General features: G+C 70.9%; 18 protein-coding genes. 13 read left to right on the forward strand and 5 right to left on the reverse strand.

Going from position 1 to position 16,074, the window contains the following annotated elements; translation table 11 throughout:
• Positions 1–114: 114 nt before the first annotated feature.
• The 3 genes from ACWD5F_RS26200 to ACWD5F_RS26210 all read left to right on the forward strand — a co-directional run bounded on the left by ACWD5F_RS26200 (position 115) and on the right by ACWD5F_RS26210 (position 2,190).
• Positions 115–1,053: a PAC2 family protein gene (locus ACWD5F_RS26200; protein WP_401727263.1), complete on the forward strand. Its 939-nt coding sequence runs from the start codon at positions 115–117 to the stop codon at positions 1,051–1,053.
• A 76-nt stretch (positions 1,054–1,129) separates the two neighbouring features.
• The gene (coaE, locus tag ACWD5F_RS26205; protein WP_451257852.1) at positions 1,130–1,759 is read left to right on the forward strand and encodes a dephospho-CoA kinase; all 630 of its coding nucleotides are present in this window, start codon (positions 1,130–1,132) and stop codon (positions 1,757–1,759) included.
• A gap of 50 nt (positions 1,760–1,809) precedes the next feature.
• Positions 1,810–2,190, forward strand: coding sequence for a tetratricopeptide repeat protein (locus ACWD5F_RS26210; RefSeq protein WP_124004377.1), 381 nt, complete (start codon positions 1,810–1,812; stop codon positions 2,188–2,190).
• A 40-nt stretch (positions 2,191–2,230) separates the two neighbouring features.
• On the opposite strand, the gene ACWD5F_RS26215 is transcribed toward ACWD5F_RS26210, so the two are convergent.
• Entirely contained in the window at positions 2,231–2,497 is a 267-nt protein-coding gene (locus ACWD5F_RS26215; RefSeq protein ID WP_401727261.1) for a DUF6343 family protein, read from the reverse strand.
• A gap of 125 nt (positions 2,498–2,622) precedes the next feature.
• Here ACWD5F_RS26215 and ACWD5F_RS26220 point away from each other — a divergent pair, with 125 nt between their 5' ends.
• Positions 2,623–3,522: an acyltransferase domain-containing protein gene (locus tag ACWD5F_RS26220; protein ID WP_451257855.1), complete on the forward strand. Its 900-nt coding sequence runs from the start codon at positions 2,623–2,625 to the stop codon at positions 3,520–3,522.
• 124 nt (positions 3,523–3,646) lie between these two features.
• Positions 3,647–4,108, forward strand: coding sequence for a DoxX family protein (locus ACWD5F_RS26225; RefSeq protein ID WP_451257857.1), 462 nt, complete (start codon positions 3,647–3,649; stop codon positions 4,106–4,108).
• A gap of 81 nt (positions 4,109–4,189) precedes the next feature.
• Here the strand turns inward: ACWD5F_RS26225 and ACWD5F_RS26230 are convergent, their stop codons facing one another.
• Positions 4,190–4,834 (reverse strand): RNA-binding S4 domain-containing protein, encoded by a 645-nt coding sequence (locus ACWD5F_RS26230; protein WP_451257859.1) that lies wholly within the window; start codon positions 4,832–4,834, stop codon positions 4,190–4,192.
• Positions 4,835–5,070: 236 nt separating this feature from the next.
• On the opposite strand from ACWD5F_RS26230, the gene ACWD5F_RS26235 reads away from it, so the two are divergent.
• Genes ACWD5F_RS26235 through ACWD5F_RS26245 form a run of 3 tightly spaced genes read left to right on the forward strand, consistent with a single transcriptional unit; the run spans position 5,071 to position 8,660 of the window.
• Positions 5,071–6,417: a M20/M25/M40 family metallo-hydrolase gene (locus tag ACWD5F_RS26235; RefSeq protein WP_451257861.1), complete on the forward strand. Its 1,347-nt coding sequence runs from the start codon at positions 5,071–5,073 to the stop codon at positions 6,415–6,417.
• A complete protein-coding gene (locus tag ACWD5F_RS26240) occupies positions 6,414–7,931 on the forward strand; it encodes a YfcC family protein (protein WP_451257863.1) in 1,518 nt (505 codons plus the stop codon). Before ACWD5F_RS26235 ends, ACWD5F_RS26240 begins: the two co-directional genes overlap by 4 nt.
• A 24-nt stretch (positions 7,932–7,955) precedes the next feature.
• Positions 7,956–8,660, forward strand: a complete 705-nt coding sequence (locus ACWD5F_RS26245) for a uracil-DNA glycosylase (protein WP_451257865.1) — start codon at positions 7,956–7,958, stop codon at positions 8,658–8,660.
• Here ACWD5F_RS26245 and ACWD5F_RS26250 read toward each other — a convergent pair.
• Together ACWD5F_RS26250 and ACWD5F_RS26255 are read right to left on the reverse strand one after the other, a co-directional pair.
• Entirely contained in the window at positions 8,657–9,367 is a 711-nt protein-coding gene (locus ACWD5F_RS26250; protein WP_451257867.1) for a hypothetical protein, read from the reverse strand. The genes ACWD5F_RS26245 and ACWD5F_RS26250 overlap by 4 nt on opposite strands.
• 45 nt (positions 9,368–9,412) lie before the next feature.
• Complete coding sequence (locus tag ACWD5F_RS26255) at positions 9,413–10,072, reverse strand: GntR family transcriptional regulator (protein ID WP_451257869.1); 660 nt, start codon at positions 10,070–10,072, stop codon at positions 9,413–9,415.
• A 194-nt stretch (positions 10,073–10,266) separates the two neighbouring features.
• Between ACWD5F_RS26255 and ACWD5F_RS26260 the strand changes: the two genes are divergently transcribed.
• From ACWD5F_RS26260 to ACWD5F_RS26275, 4 genes are all read left to right on the forward strand, one after another.
• On the forward strand, positions 10,267–11,742 hold the full coding sequence (locus tag ACWD5F_RS26260) for an NCS1 family nucleobase:cation symporter-1 (RefSeq protein ID WP_451257871.1): 1,476 nt from the start codon (positions 10,267–10,269) through the stop codon (positions 11,740–11,742).
• Positions 11,743–11,747: 5 nt separating this feature from the next.
• Positions 11,748–12,467, forward strand: coding sequence for an aspartate/glutamate racemase family protein (locus ACWD5F_RS26265; protein WP_451257873.1), 720 nt, complete (start codon positions 11,748–11,750; stop codon positions 12,465–12,467).
• Between the two features lie 31 nt (positions 12,468–12,498).
• Positions 12,499–13,512, forward strand: coding sequence for an MBL fold metallo-hydrolase (locus ACWD5F_RS26270; protein WP_451257875.1), 1,014 nt, complete (start codon positions 12,499–12,501; stop codon positions 13,510–13,512).
• A 180-nt stretch (positions 13,513–13,692) separates the two neighbouring features.
• Positions 13,693–14,649, forward strand: a complete 957-nt coding sequence (locus tag ACWD5F_RS26275) for a glycoside hydrolase family 6 protein (protein WP_451258280.1) — start codon at positions 13,693–13,695, stop codon at positions 14,647–14,649.
• An 18-nt stretch (positions 14,650–14,667) separates the two neighbouring features.
• Here ACWD5F_RS26275 and ACWD5F_RS26280 read toward each other — a convergent pair whose 3' ends face one another.
• Positions 14,668–15,132, reverse strand: a complete 465-nt coding sequence (locus tag ACWD5F_RS26280) for a GNAT family N-acetyltransferase (protein WP_451257877.1) — start codon at positions 15,130–15,132, stop codon at positions 14,668–14,670.
• A gap of 119 nt (positions 15,133–15,251) precedes the next feature.
• Between ACWD5F_RS26280 and ACWD5F_RS26285 the strand changes: the two genes are divergently transcribed.
• Positions 15,252–16,064, forward strand: coding sequence for a nucleotidyltransferase domain-containing protein (locus ACWD5F_RS26285; protein WP_451257879.1), 813 nt, complete (start codon positions 15,252–15,254; stop codon positions 16,062–16,064).
• Positions 16,065–16,074 lie beyond the last annotated feature (10 nt).

Raw genomic sequence — 16,074 nt, forward strand, 5'->3', positions numbered from 1 at the left:
GGCATGAAGAAGGGCATGAAAAGGCAGTAAGAGAGGCCTGATCAGGGGCGCGGGTGGGAATGCCCGTGTCCCTGGGCGTGTTGTGCAGTACGAACACGAGGAGGAGCGGTCACTGTGCTTGATCCGCAGGGTTTGTACGCATGGGAGCCGAAAGGCCTGGCTGTCGTCGACATGGCGCTCGCGCAGGAGTCGGCCGGTCTTGTCATGCTCTACCACTTCGACGGATACATCGACGCGGGCGAGACCGGCGATCAGATCGTCGATCGGGTCCTCGACTCGCTGCCCCATCAGGTCGTGGCCAGATTCGACCACGACAGGCTCGTGGACTACCGCGCCCGCCGCCCGCTGCTGACGTTCAAGCGCGACCAGTGGACCGACTACGACGAGCCCACCATCGACGTGCGGCTGGTCCAGGACACCACCGGAGCGCCCTTCCTGCTGCTGTCGGGCCCGGAGCCGGACGTGGAGTGGGAGCGCTTCGCCAAGGCCGTCGAGCAGATCGTGGAGCGGCTGGGAGTCCGCCTGGCGGTGAACTTCCACGGCATCCCCATGGGCGTACCGCACACCCGCCCCGTGGGCCTGACCCCGCACGGCAACCGCACGGACCTCGTCCCGGGCCACCGCAGCCCCTTCGACGAGGCGCAGGTCCCCGGCAGCGCCGAGTCCCTCGTCGAGTACCGCCTCATGGAGGCCGGACACGACGTCCTGGGCGTCGCCGCGCACGTGCCGCACTACATCGCCCGCTCCCCGTACCCGGACGCGGCCCTGACCGCCCTGGAGGCCATCACGGCCGCCACCGGGCTGGTCCTGCCCACGCTCGCCCACGGTCTGCGCACGGACGCGCACCGTACGCAGACGGAGATCGACCGGCAGATCCAGGAGGGCGACGAGGAGCTCACCGCCCTCGTCACGGGCCTGGAGAACCAGTACGACGCGGTCGCGGGCGCCGAGAGCCGCGGCAACATGCTCGCCGAGCCGGTGGACATCCCGTCCGCCGACGAGATCGGGCTCGAGTTCGAACGCTTCCTGGCGGAGCGCGAGGGCGACAACTAGCGGGGCGGGCAGTCGGCCGGTCGGCGGCTCAGGCCTGGCATCGCCTCTGTCGGTGCCAGGCTCTAAGCTGCCGCTCATGCTGACGGTGGGTCTGACCGGTGGTATCGGCGCCGGCAAGAGTGAGGTGTCACGGCTGCTCGTCGCGTGCGGGGCCGTGCTGATCGACGCGGACCGCATCGCGCGCGAGGTCGTGGCGCCGGGTACGCCCGGTCTCGCGGCGGTCGTGGACGCGTTCGGCGCGGACGTGCTCGCCGCGGACGGCAGTCTCGATCGCCCCAAGCTGGGCTCGATCGTCTTTGCCGACCCGGCGAAGCTCGCCGTCCTCAACTCGATCGTGCACCCCCTCGTGGGCGCTCGCTCCCATGAACTCGAAGCGGCCGCCGCCGACGACGCGGTCGTCGTGCACGACGTGCCCCTCCTCGCCGAGAACGGCCTCGCCCCCCGCTACGACGTCGTGATCGTCGTCGACGCCAGTCCCGAGACCCAACTGGACCGGCTGGTGCGGCTGCGCGGCATGACCGAGGAGGACGCACGCGCGCGTATGGCCGCCCAGGCGACGCGCGAGCAGCGCCGGGCCATCGCGGACGTCGTCATCGACAACGACGTACCTCTGGCGGACCTGGAGCGCCGGGTGAAGGACGTGTGGGCGGAACTGACGGGTGGGGCGTACGGGACGGGGCGGGCGGCGGGGGCGTCGGAGGAATAGCGGCCCGCTGTCGGGGCGTTGAACTGCTTGAGACAGGGAAGGACTTTGCCGTGCCCGAGATCAGCGGTTCGACCGGACGTACTCCGGAGACGCATGTCATCGACTTCCGTGCCGCCGAGCAACTGCTCAACGCACGGGACCCGCGGGGCGCGGTGAAGCTGCTCGACGGAGTGATCGCCGCACACCCCGAGAACACCGCCGCCCGGCTGCTGCGCGCGCGTGCCTTCTTCGCCGCCGCGCAACTGCGGCCCGCCGAGCTGGAGTTCACGATCGTCCTGGAGCGCGAGCCGGACAACGCGTACGCGCACTTCGCGCTCGCCCGCACCTACGAGCGGCGGGGCCTGCCCGACCAGGCCAAGCGGCACTTCCGGCTGGCCGCCGCGCTGGACCCCAACCCGCAGTACCTGCGGCACGCCGACTTCGAGTCCTGACCGGGGCCGTCGCGGGAGCTCTTCCGGGAGTCCTTCCGGGCTAGCGCCGGCGGCTCTCCGGTGGTCGGTACGGGGGGATGTCCTTGCCCGGCTGATAGTGCGGACCCTGCCGGATGTGCCGGAGGACGAACGCCAGGTCGACGGTGATCACCAGCCACAGCACCCCGCAGGCGAGCGCCCACCCGGGACGGCCGGCGAGGGCGAAGGCGACCGTGCCGAAGACCGTCCAGACCAGCCCCCACACGGTCAGCCAGAAGCGGGCCCGCAGGGCACTGCGCGCGGTCGTCGGTTCACTGCCGGTACGCATCGCTGATCACCGTTCCTCTCTGCAACGTACTCTTCGGTGCGGAGGTCCACCACAAGGGGTCCATACGGATCCATACGGGCCCATACGGGTCTGTGCGGGTCCATGACGTGCAGGGGGTTCATCACGTGCTTCCGGTAGCCGAGGAACTGGCCGAGACACTCTTCGACCTGGCGGTACCCCACGAGGACATCAACGAACTCGTCCAGATCGGCCGACGGGTGACCGAGGACCCGGAACTGCTGCGGTTCCTGGAGGCGTCGGTCGATGAGTTGGTCCGGGGGATGGGCGAGGTCGGCACCGCGGTCGACCTGCCCGAGCTCGACTGGCCGTCGGGGGACCTGCAACGCTGCTTCCCCGTGTTCGTGTTCGTCGCGGCGCTGCCGTACACGCGGGCGTACCACCGGGCGCGGGGCGTGCCGGACGAGGTGTCCCGGCGCACTCTCGCCGACCTCGGGCGGAACATGGTGGTGCACCGCAGGCGGTACGGGAAGCTGGGCGTGCAGGCCCCCTGGTGGCTGACCCACCACTTCCGGGGCGAGCTGTACCAGCTGGGCCGGCTCCAGTTCGAGCGGGCCCGCCTCGGGGAGCGCACGGCGCGGGCGGTCACGGCGGCCGGGCTGGACGCGACCGCCGGCACGGCCTGTCTCAACCTCCACATCCCCGACTTCTTCGGCCCGCTGTCACCGGCCGCCTGCGACCGTTCGCTGGCGCTGGCGCGGGAGTTCTTCGCGCGGCACTATCCCGAGGAGAAGTACCGGGCCGGACTCTGCCATTCCTGGCTGCTTGACCCGCAGTTGAGGGACTACCTGCCCGAGTACTCCAACATCGTCCGCTTCCAGGAACGCTTCCGGCTCGCCCGCGCGGACGCCGAGCCGTCCGACGCCGAACCGGTCCAGTTCGTGTTCGGGGACCCGGAGTTGGCGGTCGAGAAGCTGCCCCGGCGGACGGCCGTGGAACGGGCCGTCGGCGACCATCTGCGGGCGGGCGGCCACTGGTACATCGGGCACGGGTGGTTCCCGCTCTAGCCCGCTCCGGTGCGCAACGGTCCGATCCAGTCCGACAACGTTGCGGGATCCGCGATGAGTTATGGGGCGAGGCCCGGTCTACCTCTGTGAAAGCGACAGGAACCGCTCATCACAGGAGACCACGATGTCCCAGACCACCACCCCCGTCACCGTCACCGCCGCCGCCCGCCGTCCCGTCGTCGCCGAGTCCGAGACCACGCGCGGCCGTCGGGCCCGGATCGCCCTGCGCACCCTCCAGGTGGTGCTCGCCCTCTTCTACGTCGTCGCCAGCGCCCTGCCGAAGCTGATCGCGAACTCCGTGGCCGTCGACTCCTTCGACAAGATCGGCTGGGGCAGCACGGGCATGTACGTCATCGGCGCGCTCGAACTGGCCGGTGGCATCGCGCTGTTGGTCCCGGTGCTGCAATCGGTGGCCGCCGTCGCGCTGAGCGCTCTGATGGTCGGTGCGTTCGTCGTCCAGCTCACCGTCTTCAACGGCGAGAACGCGGCGACACCGCTCATCCTGATCGTCCCCCTGGCCCTCATCGCCTGGGCCCGCCGCGGGCACAACGCCGATCTGCTGCGACGGGTGGGACTGCGGGCGTGACCCGACGAAGACGGTGGCGTCCGGCCCGAGCCTTCCGGCTCGCCGGACGCCACTGACCCATGTCACGGCATGGCCGTCACGTCACCGCTCCTGAGGTCCCTGCTCCCGTGGTCCGTCGCCCTCCGAGCGGGTGGTCCGGGCCGCCGTGGCCGAGTCCATGAGACCGCGCAGACGTTCCATATCGCGGCGGTCCCGCTTGGTGGGGCGGCCTGTGCCGCGGTCGCGGATGCCGGCCGGTGCGCCGATGAACTGGCGCGGCGGCGGGGGCGGGGAGTTGTCGACGTAGCACTGGGCCGCGACCGGGGCGCCCACCCGCTTGCGGATCAGGCGCTTGACGATCACGACCCGCTCCCAGCCCTCCTGCCGCACCCGCACCTCGTCGCCGACCCGGAGGGTGTGCGACGGCTTCACGTTCTGGCCGTTGACCTTCACATGCCCGCCCTTGCAGGCACTGGCGCCGAGCGAGCGGGTCTTGGCCAGACGGACGGCCCAGATCCAGCTGTCGACGCGCACGGAGACGCCGTCCGCGGGCCCGGCCGCCTCGGCGGCGGCGATCGCGGCGGTCACCTTCGGGTCGACGGCGGCCTGCTCCGCGCCCGCGGCCTTCGGGTCCGTACTCGACCCGTCCGCGCCGGCGGCCGTCGAGGTCCTACCCGACCCGGCCGCGGCGGACGACCCGGCCGCGCTGGGCCGCCCGGTCTTCTCCTCGTCTGCTTCGGAAGCCATGCCGTCGACCTTAGTACGCGGGTGTGACGTCGTGATCTGTCTCCGGGAACGCCGTTCAGGTCACCGGTGGGAGGGTCGGGCCGGTGGTGCCGAGCTGTTCCGCGGCCACCACCTGCGGCACGGGCCAGGTCTCGTGCCCGCACCCCCTTGGCCCACCCCGGATGCACCCCACCCCCGCCCCGCCGAGGCTGGAGCCGGAGAGCGCTCAGGCCGGAACGAGGGGATCCAACGTGGACATGGCAGCCAAGGTCGACGGGCTGATGGACGGGCTGCGGGCCGATCTGGAGCGGCTGGCCGCCATCCCCTCCGTCGCGTTCCCGGGCTTCCCTGCCGAGCCCGTGCGGGCGGCGCACGACCTGCTGGTCACGCTGTTGCGGCAGGTCGGCGTGGACCGGATCGAGCGCATCGACCTGCCCGACACCGCCCCGGTCCTCTACGCCGAGATCCCGCCGCCGACCCCCGACGCCCCGACCGTCCTCCTCTACTCCCACTACGACGTCCAGCCGCCCGGCGACGAGAAGCTCTGGCTCTCCCCGCCCTTCGAACCCACCCCCGTCGAGGGCGGCCTGCGGGCGCGCGGCATCGCCGACGACAAGTCGAACGTCATCGCGCACCTCGGGATGCTGCGCGCGTACGAGGGCCGGCCGCCGGTCGGCGTGAAGATCGTGTTCGAGGGCCAGGAGGAGTACGGCAGCGCCTTCGACGCCTACCCGCCGAGCGACCCGGAGCGGTTCGCCTGCGACGCCATGGTGATTGCGGATCTCGGCAATCTCCGGCCCGGCACACCCACCCTGACCACCGGACTGCGCGGCGCCGCCGAGGTGACCGTCGAGGTCCGCACGCTCCAGGAGCCGCGCCACAGCGGGGAGTTCGGCGGCGCGGCCCCCGACGCGCTGCTCGCCCTGCTCAAGGCACTCGGCACCCTGCACGACCTGCACGGCGACGTGGCCGTGGCGGGGCTGCGGCGCGAGGAGTGGACCGGGGCGACGTACACGGAGGAGGAGTTCCGCGAGCTCGCCGGGGTCCGCGACGGCGTCCCCCTCCTCGGCAGCGGAACCCTCGGCGAGCGGCTGTGGAGCGGCCCCGCGATCACGGTCATCGGCCTGGACGCGCCGAGCGTCGACCACGCCGCCTCGGCCGTGGTGCCGTACGCGCGCGCCAAACTCAACCTCCGCTTCCACCCCCGGCAGGACCCGCGCGAGGCCCAGGCCCGCCTGGTCGACCATCTGCGCTCGCTGCGCCCCTTCGGCATCCCGCTCACCGTCACGCCGGGCGACACCGGCCCCGGCTACGAGGCGTCGACCGGCGGTCCCGCCTACCGTGCCGCGCTCGCCGCGATGGAGGAGGCCTGGGGCGCGGACGCCTCGTACGTGGCCACCGGCGGTTCGATCCCGCTGGTCAACGGGCTCGCGCAGGCCGCCCCGGACGCCGAGGTACTGCTCTTCGGCGCGCAGGACAGCATGTGCAATCTGCACGCCCCGAACGAACGGGTGCTGTTCTCGGAACTGCGCAACACCGTCGTGGCGATGTGCGGATTCGTCGAACGGTACGCGGCGGACTTCCGGCGGGAGACGGCCGTATGACCGTCGACACGGACACCCAACAGCCCGGCCAGAAGCGGAAGTTGACGTTTCCCTCCGCGCTCACCGTCCTGGCGATCGTCACGGTCGCCGTCTGGCTGCTCGCCTTCCTGATCCCCTCCGGGCAGTACGAGCGCAACGACTCCGGCGCGCCGGTCCAGGGCACGTACCACCGCGTCGACTCCGGCCAGAGCTTCGTCGACCGCCTCAACGACCTGTTCCTGTCGCCGGTCAACGGCCTCTACGGCATCCAGGACGAGAAGTCGGGCCAGGTCGGCCCCGATCTGGCCGGCGAACTCTACGGCAGCGCGGGCGTGTTCCTGTTCGTGCTCGCCATCGGGGCGTTCATCACGGTGGTGTTCGCGACCGGCGCCCTCGACCGGGGCATCGCCCGCCTGGCCCACCGACTGCGCGAGCGCGGGGCGTTGCTGATCGCCGGGATCATGGTCGTCTTCTCGGTCCTCGGCACCATCGAGGGCTTCGCGGAGGAGACGCTCGGCTTCTACGGGCTGATCGTGCCGCTGATGCTCGCCCTCGGCTACGACCGGATGGTGGCCGTCGGCACGATCATCCTCGGCGCCGGGATCGGGGTGCTGTGCTCGACGGTGAACCCCTTCGCGACCGGTGTGGCCTCCTCGGCGGCCGACATCTCGCTCGGCGACGGCATCGTCCTGCGGTTCGTGATGTGGGTGGTGCTGACGGCGGTGACGGTCGCGTACGTGATCCGGTACGCGCGGCGGGTGCAGAAGGACCCGGCGCGGTCGGTGTCCGGATTCCTGCCCGGGGACCGGGACCAGAACGAGGAGGCTGTGGGGGAGGCCCCCGAGCTGACCGGGCTGCACAAGGCGGTCCTGGTCACCATGGGCCTGGTCTTCGCCTTCATGATCTTCTCGGTGGTGCCCTGGGCGAGCGCGCTCACCGGCGACGCGGACGCGACCCCGTACGGCTGGGAACTGGACTGGTCCTTCCCGCAGTTGGCCGCCCTCTTCCTGTGCGCGGCGGTCCTGATCGGACTCGTGGCGCGGATGCGCGAGCAGAAGCTCAGCTCGACGATCATCCAGGGCGCGGCGGACTTCATCTCCCCCGCGCTCGTCATCGTGCTGGCCCGGGGCGTGACCGTCATCATGAACAACTCGAAGATCACGGATACGGTCCTGCACTCCATCGAGGGCGTGGTCAAAGGCACGTCGGCCGGTGTCTTCGCGATCCTCGTCTTCGTCGTCAACCTCCCGCTGGCCTTCCTGATCCCCTCCACCTCCGGCCACGCCACCCTCGCGATGCCGATCCTCGCCCCGCTCGCCGACTTCGCGGGAGTCTCCCGCGCACTCGTCGTGACGGCCTGGCAGGCGGCCAGCGGCTGGATGAACCTGTGGGTGCCGACGACGGCGGTGACGATCGGTGGCGTGGCACTCGCCAAGATCGGCTACGACAAGTACCTGCGGTTCGTCTGGCCGTTGCTGGCGATCCTGTTCCTCCTGATCTGCGGGTTCGTGGCGCTCGGGGCGGCGTGGACGTAGTGGAGACGGTCGTACGGTGGTGACGTGGACGCCCTCTCCGAACTCGACCTGCGGATCGCTGACTGCCGGGCCTGCCCCCGGCTGGTCGACTGGCGTGAGGAGGTGGCCCGGGTCAAGCGCGCCGCCTTCGCCGACTGGACGTACTGGGGCCGGCCGGTACCGGGGTTCGGCCCGCCGGACGCCCGGCTGCTGATCATCGGCCTCGCCCCGGCCGCGCACGGCGGCAACCGCACGGGCCGCATGTTCACCGGCGACCGGTCGGGGGACGTGCTCTACCAGGCCCTGTACGACGTGGGGTTGGCGAATCAGCCGACGGCCACGACGGTGGACGACGGCCTCGCACTGCACGGTGTCCGCATCACGTCCCCCGTGCACTGCGCGCCGCCCGAGAACAAGCCCACGCCGGTGGAGCGGGACACCTGCCGCCCCTGGCTGGTCGACGAACTCCGGCTGCTGCGGCCGACGTTGCGTGCGGTGGTCGTGCTCGGCGCCTTCGGCTGGCAGGCGTCCCTGCCGGCGTTCGCGGCGGCGGGCTGGACGGTACCGCGACCTCGGCCGGTCTTCGGTCACGGCGTGCGGGTCCCGTTGGACGGGATCGATCTGTTCGGCTGCTTCCACGTCAGCCAACGCAACACGTTCACGGGGAAGTTGACGCCGGAGATGCTGCGGGACGTGCTGCGCACGGCGGGGGAGACGGCGGGGTTGGCGGTGCGAGGGGAAACGGGCTAGAGGGCGATCTTCCTCAGCTGGGCCTCGATGACCGTCTCCGGTACGACGGCCGCCTTCTTGCCGCCTGGGCGCGAGGGGTTGTTGAACGTACGGAACATGGCGACCGTCGCCCCCTGCCGGACGGCGACCACCGCGTAGGGGACCCGGATGTCGTCGCCCGACACCAGCTGTGTCATGCCCAGGGACACCGACTCGTCGCCGAGACCGGCGTCCGGGCGCACCTCGACGTCCTCGTAGGCGAGGTCCGCGGTGACGTCCTTGAAGCCCTCGCACCGCTCGGCGGCCGTCCGCAACGCCTCCATCACCCGCACGGCGTCCGCGGCGCTGTGGGACGAGAGGATCACCTGCGCGCCGCTGCCCTGCTTCTTCGGGAAGACGGTCCGGCCGACGCGTGCCGTGGCCGCGTAGCCGCTGCTGCCGCCGACCGCCTGCATGAGGGGAGCGCACGCGTCGGGATCGGCCTTCTTGCGGGACGCGTACGTGGCGGTCAGCGTCGTCTGGACCTCGTAGCCGGCGAGATCGCCGGCCGTGACCGCGGCTTGTTCCAGCTCCGCCTTGCTCAGGGTTCTGGCTTTCGGGCCCGATGTGTTCTTCGCCTGTTGACGCGGGGGCTCGTCGTCCGCTCCGGAGCCGCACGCGGCGAGTGTCGGGACCATCATGAGCATGGCAATGGATGTGGAGAGGCTGAGCCGGGATCGGCGCGCCATGGTGTCCCCCAGTCGGTGATGTCCGTACGGCAGTCGGTCGGCGGATCAGTCCTGCGTTTCGGCGTCCCCGAACAGATGCCGCACCGTGGAGCGGTAGTTGGCCTGCACGTGGTCCAGGGCGTGGGCGCGGGCCCGGTCAGGATCGCCGGACGCGATCGCCTCGTACAACTCCTCGTGTTCCGTGAGGAGTTGGGGCCACTCCTCGTTCTGGCGGGTGAGCCAGCGCAGGCGGCCGTCGACCGGTTCCATGACCGAGATCAGGAGGCTGTTGCCGGCGAGGGCGAGGATGCGGTCGTGGAAGCGGGTGTTGACGTCCGTGATGGTCTCGCCGTCGCCCGCCTCCGTCGCCGTGGCCGCCTGGGCGAGCAGCTCGCGCAGCTCCGTCAGCGCCTCAGGGGTGGCCCGCTGTGCGGCCAGGCCCGCCGCGTAGACCTCCAACGCCTCGCGCAGCTCGAAGAGTTCCTTGACGTCGGTCGGTGTCAGACGGCGTACGACGGTTCGGCGAGCGGACTCGAAGAGGACGAAGCCCTCGGCGACCAGGGCCCGGATCGCCTCCCGGACCGGCACCCGGGAGACCCCGAACCGCTCGGCCAGCTCCCGCTCGACCAGCCGGTCCCCGGCCCGCAGCCGGCCCGCGATGATGTCCTGCCGCAGCGTGGCCAGGACCCGCTCGCGCACCGCACCGAGGGGTTCGATCTTCGTCATGGCGCCCATGGCCCCATCTTCGCCGACGCGGGGGCGTTCCCGCGGAGGCGGGTGAGGGTGGGTTTACGGAGAAGTAACGGGGCGGACATCGGTCGGAACGCTTGACGGCGGGACCATGTCGGCAGTTTGGTATACCAAACGACCCGGCAAGCAGTCCTCCTCCGTCCCTCAGCCCCGTCGCTCATGGAGGCCCCGTGTCCCTCGCCGACCGCGCCGAAGCCACCGGCGCCCCAGCGTTCGTCCCCGACCCCCGGCTCACCAACGAAGACCTCGCCCCCGCCGGCAAGCGGAACTGGAAGGTCTTCGACCTCTTCGCCATGTGGATGTCCGACGTCCACAACCTCGGCAACTACACCTTCGCCGCCGGCCTGCTGGTCCTCGGCATGAACGTCTGGCAGGTCTTCACCTCCCTGCTCGTCGGCTTCGTGCTCATCTACGTCGGCATGAACTGGATGGGGAAGATCGGGCAGGCGCACGGCGTCCCGTTCCCGGTCGTCAGCCGCATCAGCTTCGGCGTCTGGGGCGCCAACATCCCAGCCCTCATCCGGGCCGTGATCGCCATCATGTGGTACGGCATCCAGACCTACCTGGCCTCCGTCGCCGTCAACGTGATGCTGCTGGCCGCCTGGCCGGGTCTGGAGTCCTGGACTCATCACTCCTTCCTGGGACTTGATGCCCTGGGCTGGATCTCCTTCGTGTCGCTGTGGCTGATCCAGGCGGTGATCATCAGTCAGGGCATGGAGTCCGTGAGGAAGTTCCAGGACTTCTGCGGTCCCGCGATCTGGCTGGTGATGATCGCGCTGGCGGTGTGGGTGCTGTCGAAGGCCGGCTGGAGCCTCTCGCTCACCTCCACCCCGCACCCGGTCCCGGTCGGCGAGCAGTGGCGCCAGTGGTTCGGCGCGATCGGCCTGATCCTCGCGACCTACGGCACGCTGATGCTCAACTTCTGCGACTTCTCCCGCTTCGCGCCGGACTACAAGACCGTCCGCCGCGGCAACTTCTGGGGCCTGCCCATCAACTCCACGGCCTTCGTGGTCGTTTCGGTGATCGTCACGGCGGGCTCGCTGGAGGTCTGGGGTCAAGCCATCACCGACCCGGCCGAGTTGGTCGCCAAGGTCGGCAACACCTGGGTGATGGTGCTGGGCGCGCTGACCTTCGCGGTCGCCACCATGGGCGTCAACATCGTCGCCAACTTCGTCTCACCGGCGTACGACCTCGCCAACGTCTGGCCGCAGAAGATCACCTTCAGGATCGGCGGCATGATCAGCACGGTGGCCGCGCTGGTGGTGACCCCGTGGAACCTCTTCTCCAACCCCACGGTCGTCAACTACTTCCTCGGCGGCCTCGGCGCCTTCCTGGGCCCGCTGTTCGGCGTGATCATGGTCGACTACTACTGGGTCAAGCGCGGTCGGGTGAACGTCGACGAACTCTTCGACGCCCGCCCCGGCTCCCGCTACTACTACCGGAACGGCGTCAACCCCAAGGCCCTCGCCGCGTTCCTGCCGTCGGCGGCGGTCGCGGCGGTGCTCGCGCTGGTGAAGACCTTCAGCGATGTCGCCCCGTACTCCTGGTTCATCGGCACGGCGCTGGGCGCGGGCCTGTACCTGCTGATCTGCCGCAGCGAGCGCGCGGAGCGCAGTGCCGAACCGTCCGTCGAGGTGGAGGTCTGAGCGGAGTGCGGATCGTCGTCACCAACTGCAACACCACGCAGGAGATGACCGAGGAGATCGTACGAGGTGCCCGGGCCGCCGCAGGCCCGGGCACCTCCGTGACCGGTCTGACCCCCGCCTGGGGCCCCGAGTCGGCGGAGGGCTGGCTCGACAGCTACCTCTCGGCGGCGGCCGTCATGGACCTGCTGCGCACCTACGAGGGCCCCGCCTACGACGCCGTCGTGCTGGCCGGCTTCGGGGAGCACGGGCGGGAAGGCGTACGGGAGTTGGTCGACGTACCCGTGGTCGACATCACGGAGGCGGCGGCCCATCTGGCGTGTCTGCTGGGCCGGCGCTACGGCGTCGTCACCACCCTTGAGCGCTCCTGCGGCCAGATCGAGGACAGCCTGGAACTGGCCGGCGTGGGCCGCAACTGCGCCGCCGTCGTCGGCACGGGGCTCGGTGTCCTCGACCTGGGCGACCCCGACCGCACGCAGGAGGCGTTCGTGGCGGCGGCGGAGCGGGCGCGGGCGGCGGGGGCGGAGGTCCTGGTGCTCGGGTGCGCCGGAATGACGGGGCTGCAGAAGGCGGTTGGGGAGAAGCTTGGCCTGCCGGTCGTCGACGGCGTCGGGGCCGCGGTCAAACTCGCCGAGTCCTTGGTCGAGTTGGGGTTGTCGACGAGTCGGGCGGGGGGTTATGCGCGGCCGTTGGTGAAGCGGCGGGTCTGGGGCGGGGGTGACCCGTGAGGGCGTGAAGTCGTGCGGTCAGAATGAGGGCATGAACCTTCCTGACGGACTCGTTCCGGTTGCCGAGGGGCTCCACCTGTGGGCGCCGCAGCACATCGGCACCTGGGGCTTCGCGAACTGTCTGCTGATCACGTCCGGCGAGCAGGCGGCGCTGGTCGACACCCCCTACGACCGGCCGATGACGGAGGCGCTGATCGCGGCGGCCGGCCGGGCCCTGGGTGCCGACATCACCGTGAGGACGATCGTCAACACGCACGTCAACGGCGACCACACCTTCGGCAACGGCTGCTTCCCCGGCGCCGAGATCATCGCCACCCGGGCCAGCGTCGAGCACCTGTGCCGCGAACCGTCACCCCAGCAGATGCACTTCCTCACGCACGGGACACCGCCCGACGAACCCCTCGGCTGGTACGCCCGCGAGCACTTCGGCCGCTACCGGTACGAGGACCTGGAGACCGTCCCGCCCACCACCACCTTCTCCGGCCGGCACGACCTCCAAGTGGGCGGCATCGAGGCCGAGTTGATCGAGGTGGGACCGGCACACTCGGCCGGTGACCTGATCGTCCACTTCCCCGCTCAGCGGGTCGTCTGCGCCGGGGACGTACTGTTCGCCGACGACCATCCCGTGCACTGGGACGGCCCGTTGTCCGCGATCGTGGCCGCCTGCGAGACGGTCCTCGCCCTCGACCCCGAGGTCGTCGTCCCCGGCCACGGCCCGCTGATGACCCCGCAGGACGTCCGGGCGTACGTCGCCTATCTCCGCGAACTCGAAGCGCTCGTCCACGCCCACCATACGGCGGGCGTCCCGGCCGTCGAGGCCGCCGCCGACATCCTCGCGACCGGTTTCCACGACCACCTCGGCCTGCCCGAACGCGTCGTCATCCTCACCGCCGTCGAATACCGCCACCTCGGCGGCGACACCTCCGAGCCGAACCTCGTCCAGTTGTCGGCGCAGGCTGCGGCTTGGGCGTACGAGCACCGGGGGCCAGGGAGCGGACGCACTGGGCAGACCGTGGGGGCCGGGCAGGCCGACGGCAGAGACTAGGTGGCGACGACCGCCGTCGGGGTGATTTTCCGACGACCTGCCCGGTGATGCGCCGGGCTGTGCGGAGCCGTACCCGCAGACTCCCGTCAGGACGAGCGAGTCGTGCCGGGGACGGAGAAGCCAGTGTTCAGGAACCTGCCCGCTCGACCGACCGGGTCGGGGTCCGGGTCCGCGCCGCGGATGCTGCTGGCGGCTTTGCTGGCCGGCCTGTGCTGCACGGGCGCCTCCCGCAGTGCCGCGGAGCCGTCGCCGGACCTGTGGACGGACCCCGACTCGCGCGCCGCCAGGCAGTCCGCCGAGTGGCGAGGGCAGGGCCGGACGGCCGACGCCGCTCTCATGGACCGTATCGCCGACCGCCCTCAGGCCGAGTGGCTGAACGGCCCGGACCCCGGTCCGGTGGTCCGCGCCCGCACGACCGCGGCCGAGCGGGCGGGCCGACTCGCCGTGCTGGTGGCGTACTACATCCCGAACCGCGACTGCGGCCAGTACTCGGTGGGCGGTGCCCCCACGGCGGCCGACTACCGTGCCTGGGCGGACCAGTTCGCGACGGCGCTGGGTGACCGGGGCGCGTACGTGATCGTCGAACCGGACGCGGTGGCGCAGGTGGTGGCGGGCTGCACGCGGGTGGCGGCGACCGAGCGGTACGCGTTGCTCGCCTACGCGGTCGACCGTTTCAAGCGGCAACCGCACACCCACGTCTACCTCGACGCGGGCAACTCCGCCTGGATCCCGGAGGCTTGGCGCCTGGTCGCCGCGCTGAAGTCGGCGGGCGTGGCCCGGGCCGACGGCGTGGCGCTGAACGTCTCCAACTTCCAGACCAGCGCGGCGAGTTCGACGTACGGGGACTGGCTGTCGAAGGACCTCGGCGGCAAGCACTACGTCATCGACACCAGCCGCAACGGCAACGGCCCGAACACCGCCGCCACCGGCACGGACGCCTGGTGCAACCCCCCGGGCCGCGCCCTGGGCACCCCACCCACGACCCGCACGGGCAACGCCCTCCTGGACGCCTACCTGTGGATCAAACGCCCGGGCGAGTCCGACGGCACGTGCCGGGGTGGTCCGGCGGCGGGTCAGTGGTGGCCGACGTACGCGTTGGAACTGGCGCGCAACGCGGCGACGGGGAAGGTGAGTTGACCAAGACGACTGCCGGCCCTACGGCTGCCACACGTACCGCACATCCGGCTCCCGCTCCTCGTTCCCGCTCCCGTCCGTGTACTCGACCGCGACGAAGCCGTGCCGCTCGTAGAAGCGGTGGGCGGGCTTGTTGACCTGGAAGGTCCACAGCGTCAGCCCGCGCGGACTGCGCTCCTTGGCCAGCCCGACGAACAGGTCACCGATCCCGCGCCCACGCCAGTCGGGTTCGAGGTACAGCTGGGAGAGCTCGTCCCCCTTGACGACCATCACCCCGACGACCGTCCCCCCGGCATCCGCGACCCATGTCTCCCGGAACGGCACCACCACGTCCCGGAAATGTCCCCGCACGTCATCGGCGGACCGTGGACTGACGACGGTCGGCAGCGCGGCGGCGAAGGAACGGAGCCAGACGTCGGCGGCGGGGCGGGCGTCGGGGGCGGTGGCTCGACGGAGCGCCACTTCGGGATCCGGGTCGCTGTGCATGCGGGCACCCTAGGGGGCCGGTGCGCGCACTTCACCCCATTTTCAGGACGACCACGCCGCCAAAGGCGTGCACTGATAACGCGTGGCACGGACGGGCCGGCGAGGGGCAGGCTGCTGTCATGGCTGACATGAGCGGTGACGGTGACACGACCAGAGACGACCGGGCCTTCCTCGACGCCGTCGCCGATCGCCTCGCCGACCTCCCCACCGTCCGTGCCGTGGCCCTCGGTGGTTCTCGCGCGCAGGGCACGCACCGCCCCGACAGTGACTGGGACATGGCCGTCTACTACCGCGGCTCCTTCGATCCGGCGGATCTTCGGGCTGTGGGGTGGGAGGGCGAGGTCTCCGAGGTCGGTGGGTGGGGTGGTGGGGTGTTCAACGGGGGTGCGTGGCTGACCGTCGACGGGCGACGCGTCGACGTGCACTATCGCGATCTCGACGCCGTAGAGCACGAGGTGGCGGAGGCGGAGAAGGGGCGGTTCCGGGTGGAGCCGTTGTTGTTTCATCTCGCGGGGATTCCCACCTACCTGATCGTCGCCGAGTTGGCGATCAATCGAGTGTTGCGGGGAGAGGGGGAAGTGCCGCGGCCCGACCGGTATCCGGAGGCGCTGCGTGTCTCCGCCGCCGAGCGCTGGTTCGGGACCGCACGCGTCACCCTCTCCTATACGAAGGCCAATCACGTCCCGCACGGTCGGCTCACCGAGGTCGCCGGGGCCGTTGCCACGGCTGCTGTTCAGACCGGGCACGGCGTGTTGGCCGCGCGGGGGGAGTGGGTGACGAACGAGAAGCGGTTGTTGGAACGGGCCGGGCTGCGGGGTATCGACGGGGTGCTCGGCGGATTGGGAGCGGAACCGGAGCCGGAGATGTTGGCCCGGGCCGTCGACAATGCCGAGGCGCTCTTCCGGGCCGTCGCCGATGCATTCGGCGGGTGACGGAAAACCT

It is taken from the genome of Streptomyces sp. NPDC002499 (genome assembly GCF_053595415.1).